The sequence below is a fragment of the Pseudomonas sp. ICMP 3272 genome, assembly GCF_001466905.1.
GTDB classification, from domain to species: Bacteria; Pseudomonadota; Gammaproteobacteria; order Pseudomonadales; family Pseudomonadaceae; genus Aquipseudomonas; species Aquipseudomonas amygdali.
On sequence record NZ_LKEK01000048.1, the window covers coordinates 39,673 to 64,336 of the forward strand.

The 24,664-nt window shown below is 58.7% G+C and carries 22 protein-coding genes; 10 read left to right on the top strand and 12 right to left on the bottom strand.

Annotated elements, in window-relative coordinates:
* The first annotated feature begins 151 nt into the window (after positions 1-151).
* Complete coding sequence (locus AO068_RS11795; protein WP_058408436.1) at positions 152-985, top strand: AraC family transcriptional regulator; 834 nt, start codon at positions 152-154, stop codon at positions 983-985.
* A gap of 9 nt (positions 986-994) precedes the next feature.
* Here AO068_RS11795 and AO068_RS11800 read toward each other — a convergent pair whose 3' ends face one another.
* Positions 995-1,579: a LysE family translocator gene (locus AO068_RS11800; RefSeq protein WP_058401136.1), complete on the bottom strand. Its 585-nt coding sequence runs from the start codon at positions 1,577-1,579 to the stop codon at positions 995-997.
* Between the two features lie 198 nt (positions 1,580-1,777).
* Between AO068_RS11800 and AO068_RS11805 the strand changes: the two genes are divergently transcribed.
* The 3 genes from AO068_RS11805 (at position 1,778) to AO068_RS11815 (ending at position 2,890) form a co-directional block, all read left to right on the top strand.
* On the top strand, positions 1,778-2,266 hold the full coding sequence (locus AO068_RS11805) for a DUF3828 domain-containing protein (RefSeq protein WP_005733540.1): 489 nt from the start codon (positions 1,778-1,780) through the stop codon (positions 2,264-2,266).
* A 63-nt stretch (positions 2,267-2,329) separates the two neighbouring features.
* Positions 2,330-2,533, top strand: coding sequence for a hypothetical protein (locus AO068_RS11810; protein ID WP_002553810.1), 204 nt, complete (start codon positions 2,330-2,332; stop codon positions 2,531-2,533).
* Between the two features lie 159 nt (positions 2,534-2,692).
* Positions 2,693-2,890 (top strand): hypothetical protein, encoded by a 198-nt coding sequence (locus AO068_RS11815; protein WP_002553811.1) that lies wholly within the window; start codon positions 2,693-2,695, stop codon positions 2,888-2,890.
* A gap of 8 nt (positions 2,891-2,898) precedes the next feature.
* Here AO068_RS11815 and AO068_RS11820 read toward each other — a convergent pair whose 3' ends face one another.
* On the bottom strand, positions 2,899-4,350 hold the full coding sequence (locus AO068_RS11820; RefSeq protein WP_058408437.1) for an MFS transporter: 1,452 nt from the start codon (positions 4,348-4,350) through the stop codon (positions 2,899-2,901).
* A 61-nt stretch (positions 4,351-4,411) separates the two neighbouring features.
* Positions 4,412-5,719, bottom strand: a complete 1,308-nt coding sequence (locus tag AO068_RS11825; RefSeq protein ID WP_161796148.1) for an Nramp family divalent metal transporter — start codon at positions 5,717-5,719, stop codon at positions 4,412-4,414.
* A gap of 316 nt (positions 5,720-6,035) precedes the next feature.
* Here AO068_RS11825 and AO068_RS11830 point away from each other — a divergent pair, with 316 nt between their 5' ends.
* Positions 6,036-7,454, top strand: coding sequence for an MFS transporter (locus tag AO068_RS11830; RefSeq protein ID WP_058408438.1), 1,419 nt, complete (start codon positions 6,036-6,038; stop codon positions 7,452-7,454).
* Positions 7,455-7,476: 22 nt separating this feature from the next.
* Here the strand turns inward: AO068_RS11830 and AO068_RS11835 are convergent, their stop codons facing one another.
* The gene (locus AO068_RS11835; protein WP_004658504.1) at positions 7,477-7,701 is read right to left on the bottom strand and encodes a DUF6555 family protein; all 225 of its coding nucleotides are present in this window, start codon (positions 7,699-7,701) and stop codon (positions 7,477-7,479) included.
* Positions 7,702-7,817: 116 nt separating this feature from the next.
* Positions 7,818-9,368 carry a nitric oxide reductase transcriptional regulator NorR gene (gene norR / locus AO068_RS11840; RefSeq protein ID WP_058408439.1) on the bottom strand — a complete coding sequence of 517 codons (1,551 nt, stop codon included), beginning with the start codon at positions 9,366-9,368 and terminating at the stop codon, positions 7,818-7,820.
* A 370-nt stretch (positions 9,369-9,738) separates the two neighbouring features.
* On the opposite strand from norR, the gene AO068_RS11845 reads away from it, so the two are divergent.
* From AO068_RS11845 to AO068_RS11865, 5 genes are read left to right on the top strand one after another with little or no spacing between them, the layout of a single operon-like run.
* Entirely contained in the window at positions 9,739-11,190 is a 1,452-nt protein-coding gene (locus AO068_RS11845) for a UbiA family prenyltransferase (RefSeq protein WP_058408440.1), read from the top strand.
* Positions 11,187-12,503 (top strand): FAD-binding oxidoreductase, encoded by a 1,317-nt coding sequence (locus AO068_RS11850; protein WP_058408441.1) that lies wholly within the window; start codon positions 11,187-11,189, stop codon positions 12,501-12,503. Before AO068_RS11845 ends, AO068_RS11850 begins: the two co-directional genes overlap by 4 nt.
* Entirely contained in the window at positions 12,500-13,240 is a 741-nt protein-coding gene (locus AO068_RS11855) for an SDR family oxidoreductase (RefSeq protein ID WP_058408442.1), read from the top strand. The genes AO068_RS11850 and AO068_RS11855 overlap by 4 nt, the downstream gene beginning before the upstream one ends.
* A complete protein-coding gene (locus AO068_RS11860) occupies positions 13,237-14,202 on the top strand; it encodes a lysylphosphatidylglycerol synthase transmembrane domain-containing protein (RefSeq protein ID WP_058408443.1) in 966 nt (321 codons plus the stop codon). The genes AO068_RS11855 and AO068_RS11860 overlap by 4 nt, the downstream gene beginning before the upstream one ends.
* Positions 14,203-14,256: 54 nt before the next feature.
* The gene (locus AO068_RS11865; protein ID WP_058408444.1) at positions 14,257-15,681 is read left to right on the top strand and encodes a DUF2723 domain-containing protein; all 1,425 of its coding nucleotides are present in this window, start codon (positions 14,257-14,259) and stop codon (positions 15,679-15,681) included.
* A 48-nt stretch (positions 15,682-15,729) separates the two neighbouring features.
* Here AO068_RS11865 and AO068_RS11870 read toward each other — a convergent pair whose 3' ends face one another.
* The 7 genes from AO068_RS11870 to AO068_RS11900 all read right to left on the bottom strand — a co-directional run bounded on the left by AO068_RS11870 (position 15,730) and on the right by AO068_RS11900 (position 24,604).
* Positions 15,730-17,556, bottom strand: coding sequence for a glycoside hydrolase family 15 protein (locus tag AO068_RS11870; RefSeq protein WP_058408445.1), 1,827 nt, complete (start codon positions 17,554-17,556; stop codon positions 15,730-15,732).
* Positions 17,549-18,349, bottom strand: coding sequence for an SDR family oxidoreductase (locus tag AO068_RS11875; protein WP_058408446.1), 801 nt, complete (start codon positions 18,347-18,349; stop codon positions 17,549-17,551). The genes AO068_RS11870 and AO068_RS11875 overlap by 8 nt, the downstream gene beginning before the upstream one ends.
* Positions 18,350-18,416: 67 nt before the next feature.
* On the bottom strand, positions 18,417-19,454 hold the full coding sequence (locus AO068_RS11880) for an NADP(H)-dependent aldo-keto reductase (protein ID WP_058401124.1): 1,038 nt from the start codon (positions 19,452-19,454) through the stop codon (positions 18,417-18,419).
* Positions 19,455-19,541: 87 nt separating this feature from the next.
* Positions 19,542-21,353: an ABC transporter ATP-binding protein gene (locus AO068_RS11885; RefSeq protein ID WP_058408447.1), complete on the bottom strand. Its 1,812-nt coding sequence runs from the start codon at positions 21,351-21,353 to the stop codon at positions 19,542-19,544.
* Positions 21,354-21,658: 305 nt separating this feature from the next.
* Entirely contained in the window at positions 21,659-22,729 is a 1,071-nt protein-coding gene (locus AO068_RS11890) for a DUF1615 domain-containing protein (RefSeq protein ID WP_058408448.1), read from the bottom strand.
* Between the two features lie 80 nt (positions 22,730-22,809).
* Positions 22,810-23,718, bottom strand: coding sequence for a glutaminase B (glsB, locus tag AO068_RS11895; RefSeq protein ID WP_002553827.1), 909 nt, complete (start codon positions 23,716-23,718; stop codon positions 22,810-22,812).
* Between the two features lie 70 nt (positions 23,719-23,788).
* Entirely contained in the window at positions 23,789-24,604 is an 816-nt protein-coding gene (locus AO068_RS11900; protein WP_058408449.1) for a class II aldolase/adducin family protein, read from the bottom strand.
* Between the last annotated feature and the right edge of the window lie 60 nt (positions 24,605-24,664).

The following is a 24,664-nucleotide window of genomic DNA, read 5'->3' on the forward strand; positions in this document are numbered from 1 at the left end:
GAGCATGCCTGAGTGACGCAGCTCGTCACGATACGCATGCCGACGCAGAGCATTTGCACTAGCCGGTGCTTTTTAACGCACTGCGACACATCGGCATCGCGCTGGCACATGAGTTCAGCTACCCTCGGTGCTCTGCCGACGGGATATCAGCATGAGCACCATCCACTCCAGCGACTCGACCGCAACCCCCTTTTTCTGGCGCGATGAGTGCCTGCCTTTCATTGAGGCGCGCTCGGTAGAAGATGGCCGGCTGGTCTGCTATGCCCCGCATTCGCATGAGACTTTTTCCATCGGCGCGATTACCGCTGGGCAAAGCACCTATTTGCACGAAAAGAGCTCACAGCGCGTAACGGCAGGCACCGCGGTCCTGATGAACCCCGGAGATGTGCATGCCTGCAACCCGATCAACAATCAGCCGTGGTCGTACCTGATGCTTTATGTGGACAGCCATTGGCTAGGCGACATACAGCAGGATATAGGGCTGAACGCTGAATCCGGCTTTCAACCCCTGCCCTATACGCACACTAGCGATCCGCTACTGTTCGGTAAATTGACGGCGCTGTACCAGACCCTGACCGACGCAAAAGCCGATACGCTGCAAAAACATTGCACGGCGGTAGCGTTCTTCACCCTGATGCTGGAGACATTTGATGCTACGCCAGCGCCGCTCCTCCAACTCTCCCCCCGAGTCACGCGCGCCGCTGAGTACATCAACGACAACTTTGCCCGGCCCATCAAACTCGCCGACATCCGTGCTGCAGCCAACCTCTCAGCGTCATACCTGATTCGCTCGTTTGAGCAGCGATATCACCTGACGTCGCATGCCTACTTGCTCAATCGCCGTATCCAGTACGCCCAAACACAGTTGAAAAGCGGCAAGATGATTGCCGACGTTGCACAGGAAACCGGCTTTGCCGATCAAGCGCATTTTCAGCGTGAGTTTAAAAAACACCTGGCAGCGACACCGGGGCAGTATCGGTTGTGATTGCACGGGTCAGATCAACAGATACAACGCACAGCCAGCCAATAACAGCGCCATGATCCGGTTGAAAACACGTACGCTTGCCGCGCTGCACAAATAGTTGCTCAGAAAACTCCCGGCAAAGACCCAGCAACCCAGTGACAGGTAACACACCACACAATAGATGGTTGCGAATTGCCAGATCAACGTGGCCTCGCCATTGACAACAAAAACACCCATGCCTGCTATCGATGCCAGCCATGCCTTGGGGTTGAGCCATTGCATGACCGCCCCTTGTATCATCGAAGGACCGACTGCCTTATCGCCCAGGCTCAGTTGACCGTTGTCGGTTGCAAGCCGGAACGCCATATACAGCAGAAATGCCACGCCGGACCATTGAATGATTCGGGTCAGAAATGGCCATTGCTGCAAGGTTTCGTACAGGCCAAAACCGATGAGCAGCAGCAATAGGGTAAAGCCCAGCGTTGCACCCAGCACGTGGCGCATGCCCGGCCAGACCCCATAGCGCGCACCGGCACTAAACGCCACAATGTTGACCGGTCCCGGCGTGATGGACGAAGCCAGTGCAAACGCAGCCATGGAAATCAGCATAGTCATGGAACACCCCTTGAACATGATCAGAAATGACCCGCTCAAGGTAATGACGGCAATGAACAGCGTATTGAAGGAAATTGCTCACAATATTATTCCAGCCATCCGCTTCACCTAAAACCATTGCTTTTTTGTCCGCATGCCTTACAAATGCAATGTTCTCAGTATGTAACCTCACTGCCACCATCTCTGCGAGCCTGCTCCATGTCCAGAACCGTCGCCATTGCCTTCGCCTGCCTGCTTTCATCAACGGCCCAGGCCGCCTGCCCCGCCGCGACCCCGGTCGATACAGCGCGCTGGGTCTACGAAAAGCATCAGGACTTCTACCTCAGTGGCAAAGGCTCGGCTGATTACCTGTCCAAGCCTTTGCTGGGCTTGCTGAAAAAAGACTGGGCCTGTCAGAACGGTGATCAGTGCGCAGTCAGCGCCAACCCCTGGACCGACGCGCAGGATGGCGATGTGCAGAAGCCCATCGACTGGAAGCTGGTGTCCAATTCCGACAAGCAGGCAGTGGTCGAGATGACCTACAACCTGGGCTACAAAGACGCCCCGCAGCAGCCGGTCACCAGCCAGACCACTCGTCTGTTGTTGACTAAAAATGCCAGCAGTTGCTGGGTGCTGGACAATCTTCAAGGGCCGCAGGGTGTCGCACTGATGCAGACCCTGGAGGAATTTCCTTACGAAGGTGATTGATCGGCCTTGAAACAATCCGTCATTCTCGGTATCACAGGCACTTGAATTTCACGAGCGAGCACCATGAATACCTTTGAGCAATCGATTATTGAGGCTGCGCAGGCCGCCACGCCCAATAACACCGATGCCGAACGCGAAGCTGCCAGAATTGCCGCCACGCAGGCAGTGGCCGAAATCATGTCCAGCCGCAGCGGGCTGGACCGTACCCTGGCATTGGCCGAGTTGCTGGATTCCTACTCGGAACATGACGATCAGGAAGACGATTAGGCTGGGCGGCAGCGGGCAAAAATTTATTACCTGTTTATTTACCTGCGACGCTAAAGAAAGCTACTGTAGCGGTCGATAATTCGATTGAGGGGGTTCGTCACAGCCCCCATTCATTTAGTCATTTAGTGCGCTCGGATGCGACCTATAGGGGAACCATCCGTGCAAGTCGAACAACTGAAAGACATCCAGGCCTACGTCAGGCGCACCGCCGACGACCTTGAACGCGTCTCGGCCAATCTTGCCGGACATCTTTTGTACCTGGAGCGTACTTCTCGCCCGCATGAAGCGCAGGAAGTCAGCGAGCGGATCGTCGGCTTGCGTGCGTCAGTCGATGGCCTTCGTGGCGTGTTCCGGTAACTGACCATTTACCTTTCCCCGGCCTGCGACAGCGGCCTCGCTACTTCCTCCAGAGACTTGCGCTCGGCAGCCGCGCCCCATATCGACTGCACCAGCGCCGCGAACATCATCAACCCTGCCCCGATCAGATAGCCGATCAGCACATTGCTGCGTTCGCCGGTTTCTATCAACTCACCAAACAACGTCGGGCCTATCATCCCGCCCAGCCCCGTACCGAAGGCGTAGAACACTGCAATCGCCAATGCGCGGATTTCCAGCGGAAAGGTTTCGGCCACTGTCAGGTAGGCCGAGCTGGCCGCTGCCGAAGCAAAGAAAAAAATCACCATCCAGGCAATGGCCTGCTGGGTTACGTCCAGCAGACCTTGCTCGAACATATAGCCACTGATCGCCAACAGCACGCCTGACACACCGTAGGTCAGGCTGATCATGACCCGCCGCCCCACCACGTCAAACAACCTGCCCAGCAGCAGCGGACCGCAGAAATTACCCAACGCCAGCGGTAACACATACCAACCGACGCGCTCGGACGGCACGCCATAGAAGTCGGTCAATACCAACGCGTAAGTGAAGAAAATCGCATTGTAGAAAAAAGCCTGGGCCGTCAGCAGCGTCAGGCCAACCAGCGAACGCTGGCGAAACGTCACCAGCAAGGTTCTGGCAACCTCCCCCAGTGGCGTGTGGTCGCGCACGTGCAGGCGCAAGGGTTTGCCCTGCACCGCGGGCAGCACATGGCCCTGGCGCTGCAAATCGGCCTCTATCTGTTCAACGATCTTTTTCGCCTGCGTGGCCTGGCCGTGAATCAACAGCCAGCGCGGGCTCTCCGGCAGCCACAGACGCATCAGCAGCACCAGCAGGCCCAATACCGCACCGATCCCGAAACACAGGCGCCAGCCCAGTTCGGCACCTACCCATTGCGGATCGAGCAACACAATCGAGCCAATCGCGCCCAGCGCAGCACCCAGCCAGAACGTGCCATTGATGGTCAGGTCGACCCAGCCCCGGTAACGCGCCGGGGTAAATTCCTGGATCGTCGAATTGATTGCGGTGTACTCGCCACCGATACCCATGCCGGTCAGAAAACGGAACAGCATGAAGCTCCAGACACTGAATGAAAACGCCGTGGCGGCCGTGGCACCGACGTACAGCAGCAAGGTGATGAAGAACAGTTTGCGACGCCCGAGACGGTCCGCCAGCCAGCCAAAAAATAATGCGCCGATTACGGCACCGGCGATATACGCGGCACCCGCCAGGCCCACGTCACTGTTGGTCAGGTTGAGCGCCGGACTGGCTTTCAGGGCGCCAGCCACCGAGCCGGCAAGGGTCACTTCCAGGCCATCGAGCAACCAGGTGATACCCAGCGCCACAACCAGTAAGGTGTGAAACCGCCCCCAGGGCAAGCGGTCCAGACGAGCCGGCAAATCGGTTTCGAACACTGCACCCTTTTCATCGGTTGTGGTCATTTCCGGCTCCCTGACAGCGAACATTGGTGTCAGGTTTGAGAGTGACTTACGGCGATCAAGTTCAGCTCACCCAGAACCACAGCAGCGTCAGATTGGCCGCCGAGATCAGACCGAACAGACCCCAGGCGGCAATCTTGACCAACCGACTGTTGACGAACGGCCCCATCAACTGCGGATCACTGGTAAAGCGAATCAGCGGCCAGAGCGCAAACGGCAGTTGCAGGCTCAGCACCACCTGGCTGAGCACCAGCATCTTGCCGACCGAACTGTCACCCAGCCAGATCACGCCGATCAGCGCCGGAATCAGTGCCAGTGCGCGAGTAATCAAGCGCCGCTGCCAGCAAGGAATTTTGGCCTGCAGAAAGCCTTCGAGCACCACCTGCCCGGCGATGGTTCCCGTGAACGTCGAACTTTGCCCTGCCGCCAGCAAGGCGACGCCGAACAGCACGCTGGCAATGGCACCGCCGACCAATGGATCAAGCAGGTGATAAGCGTCCTGAATCTCGACAACTTCGGTATGCCCGGTCTTGTGAAACGCCGCAGCCGCGAGGATCAGAATCGCCGCATTGATCAGCAGCGCAAGGCTCAGCGAACCGATAGTGTCCAGTCGGGCGTAGCGAATGGCAGTGGCTTTGCTGGCCAGATCAGCACCATTGACGCGGGTCTGCACCACCGACGAATGCAGATAAAGGTTATGCGGCATGACTGTGGCACCCAGAATACCGATGGCGATATACAGCGGCTCCTGGCTGCTCAGTACATCCCAGCTCGGTTTCAGGCCCGCCACCACATCCGGCCAGAATGGCTTGATCAGAAACAGCTCGACGGCAAAACAACTGGCAATGGTTGCAATCAACCCCAGCACGATAGCTTCCAGACGCCGGAAATTGGCGCCCTGCAAGGCCAGCACGATCAGGGTATCGAAAGCGGTCAGCGCTACACCGGTGGTGATCGACACGCCCAACAACAGATGAAACGCCAACGCCGCCCCCAGCACCTCTGCCAGATCGGTGGCGATAATCGACAGCTCTGCCAGCAGCCACTGGCCTTTGGCGACATTACGGCTGTAGCGGGCAGCAGACAGCTGCGCCAGATCACGCCCGGTGGCGATGCCAAGGCGGGAACAGAGGTTTTGCAAGACCATTCCCGACAGACTGGCCAGCACCACCACAAACAACAATGAATAGCCAAAGCGCGACCCGGCCTCGATAGCCGTCGCCCAGTTGCCGGGGTCCATGTAACCGATGGAAACCAGCAGGCCGGGTCCCACGAACAGCATCATCTTGCGCAGCAAGGACGCATTCGGCGGGATGGTCACGCTGTCGGTGGTCGCCGATGGGCAGAAAGGGGCTGTTGCAGTGGTGGGCAGTTTGTACGTCACGGGAACCCGACAGGCAGAAAATCAAGACCCTCATCCTAAGGTTTTGCGACACATGTTGATACATCATTGGCGGCTTCATGCCTGCTGTTTTGACGCTTGCTGGTCTTTGAGGCTGGCGCTGCATTGCTAATCACAAGCTATTTCAACGGCGTACAGCCTGAGCTAACCGGTATAAACACTCAAAAACCGCACCAACTAAACAATTATTAATCTTTTAGGGGCCATTAACCGCATTAAAAGACCATTCATTACAAATTGTAAAGAGTACCATTCAGGCATCTACAAGCACTCAGGATGGCCATCGATGAACTCATCACCTCGCACAGGTGCACCCAAGGGCGAACAGCTGCGGGCAGCGTATATCTCGGCGCGTATTGATCGACTGCCTGCGGTTGCCACTATCTGGAAACTGGTCGCCCTGCTGTCTATCGCCGGTTTTTTCGAGCTTTACGACCTGTTTCAGACGGCCTATATCAGCCCCGGCCTGATTCGCGACGGAATCTTTGCCACGGGAAACCAGGGCCTGTTCGGCTTTTCCGATCAGGCAGCCTTTGCCTCGGCGACCTTTCTGGGTCTGTTTTTCGGTGCCAGTCTGGTTAGCCCGATTGCCGACCGTTACGGTCGCCGCGCAATTTTTACCTTCGCGCTGATCTGGTACACCATTGCCACGGTGATCATGGGTCTGCAGACCTCCGCTCTGGGCGTGATTGGCATGCGCTTTTTAGTGGGTATCGGCTTGGGCGTCGAGCTGGTGACCATCGACACTTACCTGTCGGAACTGGTGCCCAAACGCATACGCAGTTCGGCGTTCGCCTTCGCATTTTTCATCCAGTTCCTGTCAGTCCCCAGCGTGGCGCTAATGTCATGGTGGCTGGTGCCCCAAGCACCCTTCGGCTTTTCCGGATGGCGCTGGGTGGTGATTGGCAGCGCGGTATTTGCGCTGTTTGTCTGGTGGCTGCGTTCAGCACTGCCAGAATCACCTCGCTGGCTGGCGCAGCAGGGGCGTTTCGACGAAGCCGAACTGATCATGGACGGAATTGAAGCACGTTGTATCAAAGACCAGGGCAAGCCGCTGGATGAACCTGAACCGGAGAAAGTCGCGCTGTCAGGCAACGGCCGCTTCGCTGATATGTGGCAACCGCCATACCGTCGTCGTGCACTGATGCTGATCGTATTTCACGTCTTCCAGGCCATTGGCTTCTTCGGCTTTGGTAACTGGCTACCCGCCCTGCTTTCCGGCCAGGGCCTGAGTGTCACACACAGCCTGGGGTACGCGTTCGTGATCACGCTGGCCTACCCGCTCGGCCCGTTGCTGTTCGTGAAATTTGCCAACCGCTTCGAGAACAAATGGCAAATCGTCGGCTCAGCGTTGGGAGCGATGATCTTCGGCAGCATGTTTGCCTTCCAGACCAGCGCGGCAGGCCTTATTTTCTGCGGGATCATGATCACATTCTGCAACGCATGGCTGAGCTTCAGTTATCACTCATACCAGGGCGAGTTGTTTCCGACCAACATCCGCGCACGTGCCGTGGGCTTTTGCTACTCGTTCAGCCGCCTGTCAACAGTGTTCAGCAGCCTGCTGATCGGGATTTTCCTCGACCACTTCGGCACACCGGGCGTACTGGCGTTCATCGTTGGCAGCATGCTGATCGTGATCATCACCATTGGCCGGTTCGGACCACGTACACGCAATCTGGCGCTGGAGCAGATAGCCCACCGTTGATTGAACTGACCGAGGAGTGGGTTCAGGCCTGAGCCCACTCCACATTGGTGACACCAAAGTGTTCCGCATAAGGTTTGGACACTTTGGCGACTTTCTCCAAACGGTATTTCGGTATGCGCGCAAGACCCGCGTCGACACTTGCACAGTGCCATGCTTCAGCGTTGTCCATATTCTCGGTGCGTATATAAAAACTCTTGAACGAACCGTTCAGCAGATAATCAATGCGGTAATGCTTTGGAAGTGCCATTGAAAGCCTGATCCTTTTTTCAGCAGTGGCTTGAAGTATAGGTGACTGCATTCACTGCAAAGAAATTCATTCTTTTTTCAATATCGGCGACCAACGAACATCCCCATTCGGATATATCAGCGAATACCCAGGCGCTTGGCAAGTCGATTGAGATTGGCTCTGTCCACCGCTAAATCGCGCGCCACTTCTGCCCAACGGCCTTGATGTCGTTCAAGACAATCAACAATCAAAGAACGCTGAAAAGCATCCACCGACGCCTTGAGCCCTGCCCCCTGCACAGCCGCTGAAAGGGCTTTTTCAGCCGTGGGTAGTGGCGTGGCAGACGCCGAGCCGTCGAGACCCAGCGCTGCCCCTTCGACCGTCAGGATGCGCGGCTTTTGCGGATGGGCAGACAACGCCTTGAGCACCGCCCGGCTGATCAGGTGCTCCAGCTCACGAACGTTACCCGGCCAGGGGTGCGCGAGCAGCAGCCGCTGCGCCTCGGCGCTCAGACGCAGTCCACGTAGCCCCATGCGCACACGGTTTTCCTCGAGAAAATAGCCGGCCAGCAGCAACACATCCCGTCCGCGCTCGCGCAGTGCTGGCACGAGCAGCGGGTAGACGCTCAATCGATGATAGAGATCCGCCCGAAACCGGCCGGAGCGCACTTCCTCGGCCAGATCACGATTGGTGGCAGCGATGATGCGCACATCCACATGGTGTTCCTGATCAGCACCGACCCGTTGCAACTGACCACTTTGCAGCACACGCAACAGCTTGGATTGCACCGACAATGGCAGCTCACCCACCTCGTCAAGGAACAACGTACCGCCATCCGCCAGCTCGAACCTGCCGCTACGCCCGTTGACCGCCCCGGAAAAAGCGCCTTTGACATGCCCGAACAATTCGCTTTCGACCAGCATTTCAGGCAGCGCGGCGCAGTTGAGGCTGATCAGCGGCTTGTGTGCCCGCGGCGAGTGTAGATGGATGGACTCGGCCACCAACTCCTTGCCGACACCGGTTTCTCCCGTGACCAGTACCGTCAGCGGGCTGTTGCCGACCAGTTCAATCTCCTGCTGCATACGCTGGTGAACCGCGCTCTGACCAATCAGCTCGCGAGGTGCTCGCCCACCGGCAGCGCGCTTGTAGACCTCGGCCAACTGACGCTGATCTTCAAAGCCCCGCGCCAACTGGTTGATACGCTCGCCCGCCATGACCGTTGCCGCTGCGAGACTGGCAAAGGCCTGCAGGTTATCCAGATCGACGCTGCCAAAGCTGGAAGGGTCCAGCGAATCCAGGGTAATAAGCCCCCAGGGCCGCCCTTGAACAGACAGCACGCAGCCCAGGCAATCATGCACTTCCAGCGCACCATGACCGTCGACCAGCCCGTCATAAGGGTCCGGTAAATCGCAATCGGCAGCAAAGCGCAGCGGCCCGTCACTCGCAAGCAACGCCTCGAAGCGCGGATGCTCGCTGACCCGGAAGCGACGGCCGAGCGTGTCCGGACTGAGGCCGTCGACCGCCAGCGGAATCAGCACATCACCCTCTAGCCTGAGCAGTGCAGTAGCGTCGCAAGGCAACCAGTGGCGCAGCGAGCACAGCAGACGCCGATAACGCTCTTCGTCCGGCAGTTCTCTGGACAGGTCGGACACCAACGGTATCAGCTCACGCAACAGGGGATGGGTCATTACGACTCCGGCAGACGGTCAACAAAGGCGTCATTATGACTCGCCATGCCGAACAAGTGGTCACCGCGATGTTTATCCAGGCTCGCCCGTTCTGCCACCTTATGCCGAACGCCTTGTATCAACGCGCGAATAGAGTCCTCCGGGTTAATCAGCTATTTGAAATGACTCATTAACTTTACAGTTTCCGCACCAGACTCCGTGAGTTGATCAATCAATGAATCAATAGCGTTCATGCAGTCATAGTTGCCCGCCCCTTAATTTTTCTGACGCCACAGGCACGGCTGAATGATGGATATCGTTTAATTTTATTGATGTGGCGATTGTCCGGCTTTGTTCCATAGTGCGCTCACTTTTACAGGAGCAACTGTCCATGCCCGGCACTCAAGGAAGAGCTCTTGAGGTTGATACACCTCTGGTTGTCGACCTCGATGGAACGCTGCTGCGTTCAGATTTGCTGTTTGAAACTGCGGTGGCCTTTATCCGCGGCCGACCACTGCAGGTATTCAGGCTTTTTACCTGGCTGTTACAAGGCAAGGCGCTCCTAAAGCAAGGGCTGGCTCTGGGCACCAACATCGACGTTGCGTTACTGCCCTACGACGCTGCGGTCATTGCTTATATCCAGGCCAAGCGGCAGCACGGGCGCAGGGTGATTCTGGCAACGGCCTCTCACGAAACCCTTGCCAACCAGATCGCAGCTCACCTGCAAATGTTTGATCAGGTCTGGGCCTCGGACGGTAAAACCAATCTTTCTGCCCATCGCAAACGCGATTTGCTGGTCAGCCATTATGGTGAGGGCGGTTTTGATTACATCGGTAATTCCCGGGACGACCTGTGCATCTGGAAAGTCTCACGCAAGGCCATCGTCGCCAGCCCGCTCGCAGGTGTGGAACGCGCGGCGCGGGCACAAGGAAACGTCGAACAGGTGATCAAATCCACATCGTCCCGACGCAGTGCGTGGCGCAAGGCGTTACGCCTCCACCAATGGCTGAAAAACACACTGCTTTTTGTGCCTCTGCTCGCCGCTCACCAAGTCCAGAGCATGCAATTGCTGCTCGACGGATTGCTCGCACTTTTGTGTTTCGGGCTGTGCGCATCAAGCGTCTACCTGCTCAATGACCTGCTTGATCTGGCAGATGACCGCCACCATCGCAGCAAACGCGAGCGCCCGTTCGCCAGCGGTCAGTTGCCGATCGAGTCCGGCCTGCTGGTGATCCCGCTGTTGCTCGCAGCAGCCTTCGCCCTGGCCGCAATCATGTTGCCATGGCAATTTGCGGCGGTGCTGGCTGCCTATTACCTGCTGACGCTGGTCTACTCGCTTTACCTCAAGCGCCACATGGCAGTCGATGTCATTGTTCTGGCGATGCTCTACACCACGCGCATCCTGGCCGGTGCGGCGGCGTTTCAGTTACCGCTGACGTTCTGGATTCTGGCATTTTCAATGTTTCTGTTTCTCAGCCTCGCGCTGGTCAAGCGCTATGCCGAACTGCGCGACGCGAGGCTGTGCGATGTGACCGTCAAGACACGCGGCCGCGGCTACTACCCGGGCGATCTGGACATGATCGCCTCCCTGGGTGCATCGTCGGGCAATCTGGCGGTAATGGTTCTGGCGCTGTACATCCATGAGGGCGCGACGGTAGCCCTGTATCAGCATCCGCATGTGATCTGGCTGGCCTGCCCGTTGCTGTTGTTCTGGATCACGCGGATCTGGATGCTCACCCATCGCGGCCAGATGAACGAGGACCCGGTAGTTTTCGCGATCCGCGACCGGATCAGCCAGGGGATCGGTTTTCTGTTCCTGCTGGTGTTCTGGATCGCCGCATGAGCGCGCCTCTCTACTCCTGGGGGCGCTACCCGCAGGTTGCCCAGCAAGGTCATGACTGTGAGGCGGTAAATCGCTTGCCGGCGCACATCTCAGAAACACTTGCGCACCATCACACCAGCCTGCCGTTCGGCAACGGCCGTAGCTACGGCGACAGTTGTCTGGCCAGCAGTGGTCACGTACTGGACATGCGCAAGCTGGATCGCTTCATCGCCGCAGACTGGCAGAACGGCGTGGTGCAACTGGAAGCAGGCATGACCCTGTCACAACTGCTGGCGGCAGCAATCCCGCGCGGCTGGTTTCTACCGGTCACACCGGGCACGCAGTTTGTGACGATAGGCGGCGCACTTGCCAACGACGTGCACGGCAAGAATCATCATCTACGCGGCACCTTCGGCTGTCATGTCATGCGTTTCGAATTGATCCGTCATGGCGAGCCACCGATGGTTTGTTCGGCCGTGGAAAACCCTTTGTTTTTCGCTGCCAGCATCGGCGGCCTGGGCTTGACCGGCGTTATCAGTCGGGTCGAGCTGCAATTGATGCCGATCCGTACCAGTCAGATCAACAGCACGGTGGTGCGCTTCGCCAATCTGGCAGAATTTTTTACCCTGTCGCACGAGCTGGACGCGCAGCACGAATACAGCGTGGCCTGGATTGATTGCCTCGCGCGAGGCAGCAATAGCGGCCGTGGCGTGTACATCGTCGGCGACCACGCTCGTTATGGGTCGCTAACGGTCGATGCGCCCAAGCGTCTGAGCATACCGTTCATTGCCCCGCTTTCACTGGTCAACCATCTGTCCTTGCGTGCATTCAATTCGATCTACTGGCACGCCCATCCACAACAGGCCAAGGCCCACCGCAGCGCGTGCGAAGCGTTCTTCTACCCGCTGGATCGCATCCAGCACTGGAATCGTCTTTATGGTCGCAAAGGGTTTCAGCAATATCAGTGCGTGATCCCCGAGCATTGCGCGCCCAAGGCCATGCAACTGCTGCTCGATGCGATTGCTGCATCGGGCCGGGGTTCATTCCTTGCGGTACTCAAGCGCTGCGGCGATATCGCTTCGCCGGGGCTGCTGTCCTTCCCGATGCCGGGTACTTCGCTGGCACTGGATTTTTCGCAGACGCGCGAGCTGGCCGAAACACTGTTCCCACGCCTGGATGCCATTGTCCGTGAAGCGGGTGGACGTCTATATCCGGCAAAAGATGCACACATGACCGGAAGCGATTTCCGCCAGGCCTATCCAGCCTGGGAGCAACTTGAAGCCCTGCGTGACCCTTCCTTGATGTCCCGCTTCTGGAAACGAGTGATGCCATGAAAAAAATTCTGATCATCGGCGCGACATCAGCCATCGCCCACGCCTGTGCCCGACTCTGGGCCGCGCAGGGCTGTGATTTTTTTCTGGTGGCGCGCGACATGGAGAAGCTCGACAGCAATGCAGCCGATCTCAAGGCGCGCGGTGCCGGGCGTATCGACACACACCGACTGGACGTTACGCACTTTTCAGAGCACCCGGCGATGCTGGCCGACTGTCTGGCTGCATTGGGGCAGATCGATATCGTCCTGGTGGCTCACGGCACCCTGCCCGACCAGAAGGCCTGCGAGCAATACGCAGGCCTGGCCATACAGGAATTCATCACCAACGGTGCATCGGTTATTGCCTTGCTGACCCTGCTGGCCAGGCATTTCGAAGTGCAGCGCTGCGGCACACTGGCAGTGCTTTCCTCCGTCGCTGGTGATCGAGGACGCCCGTCCAATTACCTGTACGGCTCGGCCAAGGCTGCCGTCTCGACGTTCTGCGACGGGTTGCAGGCGCGGATGTTCAAGCTCGGCGTACACGTAGTGACCATCAAGCCGGGTTTTGTCGACACGCCCATGACCCACGGCCTGCCGTTGCCTGCCTTGCTGGTTGCGCAACCGGCAGCTGTTGCGGAGCGCATCGTCAAGGGCATCGCACGCCGGTCTACAAGCCTTTATGCGCCGGGCTTCTGGGCATGGATCATGTGGGTGATTCGCGCGATTCCACAGCCATTATTCAAAAGGCTCGACCTTTGAGCGACATGCCGCTGCTGTCAGGCTGGCGCTATCGGGCGGTGCTGCTGTCGGTCGTCGTCTCGGCACTGGGCTATCTGGGATTTTCCCTGTGGGGCGGCTGGCAGGCAGTCAGCGCAGCAACCGGCAAGGTCGGGGTGCAGGGCATTGGCTTGGTCTTGCTGATGTCGGCAATCAACTACGCGCTGCGCTTCGGACGCTGGCAGCTTTACCTTGAGGTGCTGGGGCATCCGCTTGCCTGGCGGCAAAGCCTGTGGATCTACCTGGCCGGCTTTGCTCTGACAACCACGCCCGGCAAGGCCGGCGAAGCATTGCGTGGCGTATTACTCAGGCCGCTGGGCGTACCGTACCCACGAAGTTTTGCTGCATTTTTCAGCGAACGCCTGTCCGACCTGCTGGCTATCGTGCTGCTGACGCTGTTTGGTTTGTCATGGTACCAGCAGGCGCAACCCATGATTTTTATCGGCCTGGCGCTGGTTCTGGCGGGGCTGCTGGTGCTGTCTCAGGGTCATTTGCTGAAGCGCATGCGAGGTGCGCTGCCGACGGAGAAGAGCACACGACTGCGCAGGCTGCGGCGGCAGCTGTTCGACATCCTGCTCGCCGCCCGTCAATGCCTGCACGGAAGAGTGTTGCTGACTGCCAGCCTGCTCAGTCTGCTTGCCTGGAGCGCCGAGGCACTAGCGTTTTACTGGATGCTTGGCTGGATGGGCGCGCAGATCCCACTGACGTTTGCCGTGTTCACCTATGCACTGGCAATGCTCGCCGGAGCGTTGAGCTTCATGCCGGGTGGCCTGGGCAGTGCCGAAGCAGTGATGGTCGGGCTGCTGATGTTCAAGGGCATGCCTGGGGCCGACGCGATTGCCGCCACGCTGCTGATACGTCTGGCGACCCTGTGGTTCGCAGTGGCGATCGGTGCCGTGATGCTTTCCCGATTCAACGCTGCACCACCGGGACGTCAGCCTTGAGGCAGTAAAGCAGGCACCCGACACCTTTTGTTCACCTCACGGAGGAGCTGTTCAATGCCACCCGATTCGCGCACCTCGATTGCCATGCCCCTGTTTCTGCTGGGTGCCGCCATCGCCGCAAGTTTTCTGGCCTCCAGCGGGCCGGTGCAATGGATGGACAATGGCATGTTTCTGGCCAACGCCCGCGAAGGCCATTATTTCAGTCAGTCGCTCGGACCGCTGGAGCACCCGCTTTATCAACTGCTCAACTCGGTATTCTTCACACTGTTCGGCTCACGTGCGCTCAGCCTGCTGAATTCGTTACTGCTCCTGCCGTTGGCATGGATCGTCTATCGACTGGCGCAAAGCCTCGGCGCCGGGCCACGTCAGGCCGTACTCGCTGGCGCAGCAACGGTATTGGCGCACGGGATATTCTGGGTGTCGACCAAAGCAGAGGTTTACCTGCTGCACACGCTGTTCGTACTGCTGGCTTATACACTGCAGTTCAATGACAGCAAGCGTCTGACGCCGCTGAAAAAGCTGTTCATGATTGGCGTGCTGACTGGCATGGCGGCCTCGACCCATCAACTGACCTTCGTGGTCCTGCTGCCGCTGTACCTGCATGTGCTGTACCTGCATAAGGCGCGCGTTTTGATCACCCTGCCCGGCTTCATGCTCGGCTTCGCGGCAGCCGCTGTTGCGCTGTTCAATGACCTGAACAGCGGAATGGGTCTGCTGGATATTGCGCGGCGTTACCTGACCGGAGCCTCCGCAACCGTTGCGGGGCCGGAGTGGGAAGGCAGCCTGTTGCGCTTCGACGAACTCCTGGAGGAAAAGAACGCAGCCATACTGTTGCTGCTGTCGCTGATAGGGCCGCAGTTGGCGGGGCTGCTGTTTCCCAAGGAGAGTCGGCTGCGTTTGTTGTGGAGCGCGGCGCTGTTGAATCTGGTTTTTGCCATTTCCTATAACGTGACCGACCGTTTCACCTTTTTTCTGCCCGGTGTGGCGATGCTGAGCATCATCGGCATGATCCACCTGCGGCGGGTTTTGCCACGCAATTCGACACGCGGCATCTTGCTCAATCTCTCGGTATTGTCCTCGCCGACAGTGATTCTGTTGGCGTATTCACTGTACGCAAACGGAGTCATACATTTTCCTGAGCATAAGGAGGAGCTGCCCTATCGCGACGATATCCGTTATTTCATGGTGCCTTACCTGCGCGACCGCTCTGCCGAGCAGTTCGTACGCGCGTATGAGCAGGTCATACCCAAAGGTGCGTTAATCATCGCCGACTGGACACCGATGGGCGCAATGCGCTCCGGGCAAGCTATCGGGCTGCTTGGCGGTCGCAGGCTGGCCATGTGCGACGACAACATCGCCATTCGAGCAGCCTTGAACAGCGATGGCGTCTATCTGCCACGGTTGAGCTATTGCGGGACACTTACGCAGCACTACCGGCTGGAAGAACAGCCGGTAGGGTATTCATTGCAGGCGAACTGATCATGAATGAACCTCTGACTCTCATTCATGATCAGTTCGCGCACACTCTCAAGGCTGCCAGAGCGCCTGCCCGCCGCCCAGTTTGCGGTCCAGAAAACTGGCCGCACTGATCAACGCCAGATGGCTCAGGGCCTGCGGTGTGTTACCGAGATGATGAGCGTGCGCGTCGAATTCTTCGGCGTACAAGCCCAGCGGGTTGGCGTAACGCAGCAATTGTTCGAACTCCAGATGCGCCTGCTCGACCCGACCGGCGCGGGCCAGACATTCGACGTACCAGAACGAACAGGCGACGAATGCGCCCTCTTCGCCTGCCAGACCGTCATCGTGATCATCATCGTTGCGATAGCGGAACACCATCCCGTCACGCACCAGTGCTGCTTCGATGGCGTCCAGCGTCGCCAGCCACTTCGGGTCATTGGCGCCGACAAAGCGCACCAGCGGCATCAGCAACATCGAGGCGTCCAGATTGCGGCTGCCCTTGTGCTGCACGAAGTGGCCCAGGTCTTCGTTCCAGAAGTTTTCCCAGATGTCGTTATGGATCTCTTCGCGTACTTTGGTCCAGCGCTCGAAGGGTCCTGACAGCGAGCGCTTGAACGCCAGGCGCAGTGCCCGGTCCAGTGCCACCCAGCACATCAGCCGCGAATGCAGAAAATGCTGATCGCCACCGCGCATTTCCCAGATGCCCACATCGCGGTCGCTCCAGTGTTCGCACACGTAGTCAACCTGGCGAACGACATGCTGCCAGCCATCATGGGAAATAGCGTCTCCATACTTGTTGGCCAGGTAGACGGCGTCCATCAGTTCGCCATAGATATCCAGCTGAACCTGCTTGTAGGCCTCATTGCCGATGCGTACCGGCTGAGCACCGCCGTAGCCGGACAAATGATCGAGATTGTCTTCCGGCAATTCTGCGTGGCCATCGAGGGCATACAGAATGCCGAGTTTCTCGGTCTGTTCACAGCAGTCATCCAGTCGCCCGCGCACCCAGCTCATGAAGGCATTGGCTTCATCGGTGTACCCCAGGCGCATGAACGCATACACGGTGAATGATGCGTCACGTATCCAGGTGTAACGGTAGTCCCAGTTGCGCTCGCCGCCCTCGGTTTCCGGCAGACCGAACGTCGCGGCTGCGACAATACCGCCATGCTTGCGCGAGGTCAGCAGCTTGAGCGCCAGCGCCGAACGAGTGACCATTTCACGCCAGCGGCCCTTGTATTGCGATTGCCCGGCCCAGCGCCGCCAGAATTTCAGCGTGTCGTCGAAATAGCGCGAGCATTTGCCTGCGGCCACGTTCGGGTCATCGATACCGCCAAGAATGAACTCGATGGTCTGGCCTTTGTGCATGTGAAACTCGGCCACAGCGTCTTGCTGCTCCAGCTGTAGCGGCGTAGCGGCCGACAAGCGCATGCCTGGCTGCCCTTCGGCCTCGAAACAGATGTCCTGGCCATCGATACGCGCGGTGGTTTCAGCTCGGCTGTAGTCCATGCGTACCCGGCAGCGCATGCGAATCGTGGCCTCGCCAAAACGCACTTGAACCCTGCGCACGATGCGCGGCAGATCGTCCTGATCTTCACCAATCGGCATCAGGTCGGTGACTTCCACCACTGCGTCCTCGGAAATCCAGCGGGTTTGCAGGACATTGGTGTCGGGCAGGTAAATCTGCAGCCTTCTGGCGTCCGGCAAGTCAGGTGCCAGTTGAAAAATCCCGGCATCGGGCGTATCCAGCAGCGCGGTGAAAATCGACGGACTGTCGAAATCCGGCCAGCAGCAGAAGTCGATACTGCCCGTGTCGGCGATCAGCGCGGCGCTGCGCATATCGCCAATGATGCCGTGGTCTTCGATACGGTTTTGCGCTTCCTGGGGAAAATCAGCCATTGCCACGGAACTCCGGATAGAGGGTCATCCCGCCGTCGATGTACAGGGTAGTGCCGTGCACATAATCCGAGGCATCGGAGGCCAGCCAGAGCACGGCATTGGCGACGTCTTCGGGCTCACCGATACGGCCATAAGGGATCAGCTTGAGCATTTCCTTCTCGGCGTCGCCCTTGCGTGCGTCGGCATTGATCGGCGTGCGAATGGCACCCGGCGCAACGCTGTTGACGCGAATTTTCAGCTCGCCGACTTCCTGAGCGATGCTGCGCATCAACAGATCGACGCCGCCCTTGGACGCTGCGTAATTGACGTGCCCGGCCCATGGAATCAGCTGGTGCACTGAACTCATGTGAATGATCTTGCCCATCGCCCGTGACACATCAGGGCGCATGCCTTGCTTGATGAACTGGCGCAACGCAGCGCGGGCACAGAGAAATTGCCCGGTCAGGTTGACGTTGATGACCGTGTTCCAGTCTTCCAGGCTCATGTCGACGATGGCTGCGTCTTTTTGCAGGCCCGAGTTGGCGACCAGGATGTCCAATGCGCCAAAGTGCTCGATGGTCTGCGCAAACAGGCGCTCGACGTCTGCTTCTTTCGACACGTCGGCGCCGACAGCAAGGGCACGACCGCCCGCTGCACGAATCTCTTCAGCCAGCTTCTCGGCAGGTTCAGCCTTGGAGTTGTAATTGATCACCAACGCTGCACCGGCGTCCGCCAGCGCTCGCGCAGCACCTGCGCCCAGACCGGAGCTGGCGCCGGTAACGATTGCGACTTGTTGCTTGAGTGAGATATGCATCGAATTTCAGCCTCGGAGTAAGCGTACTAGTGCTGACTGACGAGGCTGAAAGTAAGTTCAGTTCGGCTTAGGGTGCCGGGTTGGGCTGAGCGGTATGAATGGCTTCGATACCGGCGATAACCTCATCGGACAGCGTGACGTCGATGCTCTCCAGATTGATCTTCAGCTGATCCAGTTTCGTGGCACCAATGATGTTGCTGGTTACGAACGGACGGCTGGTGACGTAGGCCAGCGCCATCTGCGAAGGGTCCAGGCCGTGTTCGCGGGCCAGCGCGACGTATTTTGCGGTAGCGCTGACCGCCTGCGGGTTGTTGTAGCGCTGGAAACGCTCGAACAGGGTCAGGCGGCCATCGGCCGGACGTGCACCGTCCAGGTACTTGCCAGCCAACACACCGAACGCCAGTGGCGAATAGGCCAGCAAGCCGATCTGTTCGCGAATGGCGATCTCTGCCAGACCGACCTCAAAGGTGCGATTAAGCAGGTTGTAGGGGTTCTGGATCGAGACAGCACGCGGCAAGTCAAGGGTTTCGGCCAGGTGCAGAAAACGCTGGGTGCCCCACGGCGTTTCGTTGGACAGGCCAAAGTGGCGAATCTTGCCCGCCTTGACCAGATCGCCCAGCACCGACAGGGTTTCTTCGATTTCGACAGCCTGATCATCCGGGTCGTGGGTGTAACCCAGCACGCCGAAGAAGTTGGTCTTGCGATCTGGCCAGTGCAGCTGGTACAGGTCCAGATAATCGGTATTAAGACGCTTGAGGCTGGCTTCCAGCGCCGCAGTGATGTTCTTGCGGTCAAGCCGCGGATTGCCATCGCGGATATGATCCATTCGACCTGGACCGGCGACCTTGCTGGCCAGTACCCAGTCGTTGCGGTCAGCGTACTTCTTGAAGTACTCGCCGATGATGCTTTCGGTCTTGGTATACGTCTCGCCACGCGGCGGCACCGGGTACATTTCTGCCGTGTCGAGGAAGTTGACCTTGGCATCCTTGGCCATACGAATCTGTTCGAATGCTTCATCCTGGGTGTTCTGCTCGCCCCAGGTCATGGTGCCCAGACAGATCGCGCTGACCGACAGATCGGTTTTGCCCAATTTACGAAATTGCATCGATGTCTCCGTTTGATTCAAAAAGATACAGCTTGAAACAGGGCTACCATAAAACGCCGACTGGTCATTGACTGCAACACTTTTTATCTAGCGATAGCCTTGCGCCTGCAGATCGAACAGAGCGGCGTAGCGCCCTGCGGCGGCAATCAGGCTGTCGTGATCACCGCGTTCCAGCACCCGCCCATGCTCCAGCACGACGATATGTTCGGCGTTGCGCACACTGGAAAAACGGTGGGAAATCAGCAGCGTCATGCGTCCCTTGGCGTACTCGCGAAAATGCTCGAATACCGCAGCTTCTGCCCCGGCATCCAGCGCGGCAGTCGGCTCATCGAGAATCAGAATATCGGCATCGCGACGCATGTAGGCGCGTGACAGCGCGATTTTCTGCCACTGCCCGCCGGACAGCTCCTGACCGCCTGCGAACCAGCGACCCAATTGTGTGGCGTAACCCTTGTCGAGCTGTTCGATAAACTGCGCTGCCATGCCTTGCGCAGCGGCTTCGCGCCAGCGGGTTTCGTCGTGAAAGGCCTGGGTATCGCCGACCCCGAGGTTTTCACCGACCAGAAACTGATAGCGAATGAAGTCCTGAAAAATCACGCCGATGCGTGAACGCAGGGCGTCTTCGTCCCATTCCTGCAAATCGCTGCCATCCAGCAGAATGCGTCCTTGGTCGGGCTGATAAAGGCGCGTCAGCAACTTGATCAGGGTGGTCTTCCCCGAGCCGTTCTCGCCCACCAGCGCCACACTACGACCCGGTGCAAGATGCAGATCGATGTTTTCCAGTGCCGCACGGCTGGTGCCCGGATAAGTGAAGCTTACGTTCTCGAAACGCATGCCATCGCCGGGCAGTGCACCCTGGGTCAGGCTGCCGGCAGACGGCGTGACCGGCTGGCCGAGGTAAATGTACAGGTCGGCGAGGTACAGCCCGTCCTCGTACAAACCACTGATCGCACTCAGGCTGCTGCTCACCGCGGCCTGCCCCTGCTTGAACAGCACCAGGTACATGGTCATCTGCCCCAGCGTAATACGCCCATGCACCGCGTCGACCACCACCCAGGCGTACGCCAGATAGAACGAAGCAGTGCCCAGCAAGCCGAGCAGAAAGCCCCAGCCATCACGGCGCACGGTCAGACGGCGGTCTTCGGCGTACAACCGTTCAAAGGTGTCGCGATATCGTTTGAGCAGCAGCGGCGCGAAGCCGAACAGCTTGACCTCTTTGATGTAGCCCTCGTGGGAGAGCAGTGTTTCGATGTAGTTCTGCCGACGGGTTTCCGGAGCACGCCGGGTAAACAGGCGGAACGCGTCGCCGGAAAAATGCGCCTCGGCAAAGAACACCGGCAATGCGCCGAGCACCAGAATCAGCAACGCCCAGGGCGAGAAATGCACCAGCAGTACGGCAAAGCTGATCAGCGAAATGAGGTTTTGCAGCAATCCCAGGGATTTGGTCACCAGTGCCAGCGGCCGTGTCGAGGCTTCACGCCGGACTCGTACCAGCTTGTCGTAGAACTCCGAATCCTCGAACTGCGACAGTGACAGGGTCTGGGCTTTCTCCAGAATCAGGGTATTGACCTTCTGCCCCAGCAACACTCGCAACAGTGCCTGCTGCACTGAGAGCCCGCGCTGCGCCGCTGCCAGCAGGGCCAGCACTCCGGCCTCCAGCAATACATAACGCAACACCGGCCATAGAGGCGCCTCGCCAGTGCTGGCATGCAGCTGCATGGCACTGACCACCGCATCGACGATCCGCTGCCCCAGCCAGGCGGCGAGCGCGGGCAGCAAGCCTGCCACCAGCGTGGCAACGATCAAACCAATGGAGAGCGCTCGGGACGTGGTCCACACCAGATGCATGGCCCGCAAGGCCTGCTGCATGAACGACGTGAAGCGTTTGAAAACCGGCATACGTTAAAAAATCCTGAAGAGCCTTACATATAGGGGCAGTTCACTGGAGCGCTCATCGTTATACACAAAGCCTTGAGATGACTATCGTGCCAATGCTCCGCGTTGGCATGCAGTTCGTGACGCTCTGCGTCACACATCTTCAGTCTGGTGAAACAGCAGGCGTAACCGGAGCTCAGGCCTGCATCTCGTGCGGCCTGAATCAGGTGTCAAGGCTCTAATGTGTGACGCGGAGCGTCACGAACTGCATTACCACGCGGAGCGTGGTAACGATAATCGATGTGTGATCGCTTATTCCGGACTCACCCTCACTTCGGTGCGCGCTGTACGCAGCGTTCGCGGCGGTCGTCGACGCGCTCGGCGAACCAGGCGGTGGTCAGGTTGCGGGTGATTTTCGGGCTTTTCAGGGTGATGCCGGGCAGGATGGCTCTTGGCAAGGGTTTGCCCGCTGCCTTGTCCGCCAGTGCGAACACCTTACTGTACAGATCAGTCTCTTCGAACTCCAGGGTATCGCCCTGCTTGAGCTGGTTCCATATCTGCGACTTGTTCATGCCCAGCCGGTCAGCCAGGGTTCGCACTGCCAACTCGGTGGAGCCCGGCGAGGTGGAATCAAAACGAATCAGATCGCCATCCAGCGCCAGCTCGATGCCGGTCGCCCGACTCACCGCGTTCTGAAACGCGGCATTGCGACTGGCGTACCAGCCAGCATTGAAGTCGGCAAAGCGGTACAGGGACTGGGTGTAGCTCACCGGGTAACCCAGCAGATGAGCGATGCCGAAATACATGCCACCACGGCGAGTAAAGACTTCACGTCGGATCGAGCCATCCACCGTGTAGGGGTAATCTTCCGCATGCTTCTCGGCAAAGGCGATGCTGACCTGCATCGGGCCGCCGGTCTTGACCGGATTGAAATTGCCGAACAGTGTCTGGCCCAGCGGCACCATGCCGATGAAATCATCAAAGATCGCGCTGAGGTCTTTCTCTGTGTGGGCTGAATCGAGCCGCTTGCCGTAGGTCTTGCCATCGGGTGAACGTACGCGCAACGCAGTGGCTATCAACGCATTGGGGATGTGCAGGCGCGCCGCGCGGCGGTTTATTTCGGCACGCGCAATGCGGCCCATGTCCGGCACCGCAGGATCGACCTGAAAGGTTGACTCCTGTTCGGTCACGGCCAATACCGAGCACAGGTTTTCGGTGGTCATCGGAATTTTCTGCGCGGCAAATGCGGCATGGATATCCGTTGCCCATGCCTGCCGATCCGTGGCATTGGCAGGCATCAGGCGCACGATCTGCGCACGCGCCTGTTCCGGGCTCAGTTCAGGTTCCTGCACACGCTGGGTGCCACAGCCTGCCAGCACCAGCAGCCCGACGCTCAGCATGAGCGATTTGCTTAGCCTTCGATTCAATCCATGACTCCTGCCAGGTTCGCGCTTTACAGCACCGTTCATTTCAGAAGGCTTTAAAACACCGACCAGTCGATCCTCGCGCTGAGTTTTTCCAGCGCAGCCATACCGACAAGGGAATTGCCCGCCGCGTTCAACTCCGGGGACCACACACAGACCGAAGCGCGCTCCGGCACAATCGCAACGATACCACCCCCAACTCCGCTCTTGCCCGGCAGGCCGACGCGATAGGCAAAGTTGCCGGCTTCGTCGTAAAGCCCGCTGGTGGCCATGATCGAATTGACCTGAGTGGCCTGGCGTGCGGTGAGTATCTGCTCGCCACTGTGAGTGCAGAAGCCCTGATTGGCCAGAAAACCGAAAGCCTTGGCCAGATCGATGCAATTCATGCTCAGCGCGCAATGGTGGAAATAGCTGCGCAGCACGTCTTCCACATCGCCATGAAAATTGTCGAAGGACTTCATCAGATAGGCCGCTGCGGCGTTGCGCGAACGGTGCTGGTATTCGGATTCCGCCACTTTGGAATCGGAGGTGATCGCACGGTTGCCGCACAGGCGCCGAACGAAGTCACGCATTGACAGCGACGGTGCCGCAAACCGTGCCTGATTGATGTCGCAGATCACCAGCGCGCCGGCGTTGATGAACGGGTTGCGCGGCCTGCCACGTTCGAATTCCAGCTGCACCAGCGAGTTGAATGGCTGGCCGGAGGGCTCGTGCCCCAGGCGCTGCCAGATGTCCTCACCGGAGTGCCCGATGGCCTGCACCAGGCTGAACACCTTGGAAATACTCTGTATCGAAAACTGCGTCTCGGCATCACCGGCGCTGAACACCTGGCCGTCGTTGCCGTACACCGCAATGCCCAGTTGATCAGGCCGCACCCCGCCCAGCGCCGGAATGTAATCGGCCACCTTGCCCTGACCAAGCAAGGGTCTTACTTCATCGAGGATTTCGTTCAGCAGGTCTTGCATGTGTGCGCCCCTTGTTTTGGCTGCGCACACTACACCAACCCCAAGCGCCTCGCATCAATGTGTTGCAGGCTCAGTCCCGGTAATCAGTGCCGTTGCGCTCCAGCTCTCGGATCAGCGCATTCCAGTGTCGGGCGACACCCGGACCATGACCGTCCTTGATGGACTTGGCCTGCTCTTCCACTTTGGCGATGACCTCCCGGGGCGGAAACACCAGCTCAGCGTTGCCGGCAGACTGCGCTGCAATCTGAATATTGCAGGCGTACTCGAGGGCATGCAGCTGCTGGAACGCGTGCTCTACACTCACACCGCCGGTGAGCAAGCCGTGATTGCGCAGGATCATCACGCTCTTGTCACCCAGATCCGCGACCAGTCGTTCACGCTCGCTCAGGTCCAGCGCAATGCCTTCGTAACCGTGATAGGCCACGCGCCCGGAGAAGGCAATGGAGTGCTGGGAAATCGGCAGCAGCCCGTCCTTTTGCGCCGACACCGCAATACCGTCACGGGTGTGAGTGTGCAACACCGCTTGCAGGTCATGGCGCGCAGCGTGGATGGCACTGTGAATCACGTAACCGGCGTAGTTGATACCCAGCCCTGTCGGGTCATCGACAATCGTGCCGTCGATGTCGACCTTGACCAGATTGGATGCGGTGATTTCATCGAACAGCAGGCCAAACGCGTTGATCAGAAAGTGCTCGTCCGGCCCCGGCACCCGCGCCGAGAAGTGTGTATAGATATGGTCGGTCCAGCGCTTGAGCGCGGCCAGGCGATAGGCCGCCGCCAGCTTGACCCGGACGTCCCATTCCTGCGGCGAAACCCTGTCACGCACACTGCCGCCACCTGACGGCGTAGTACCTGGCTGGAGTGGCAAAGCGCTGACGTTGCTCATAATGTTGCTCCTTGGTGACTGCTGACTGGCCAGCCAGACTAGGCGCATTACAAATCAATT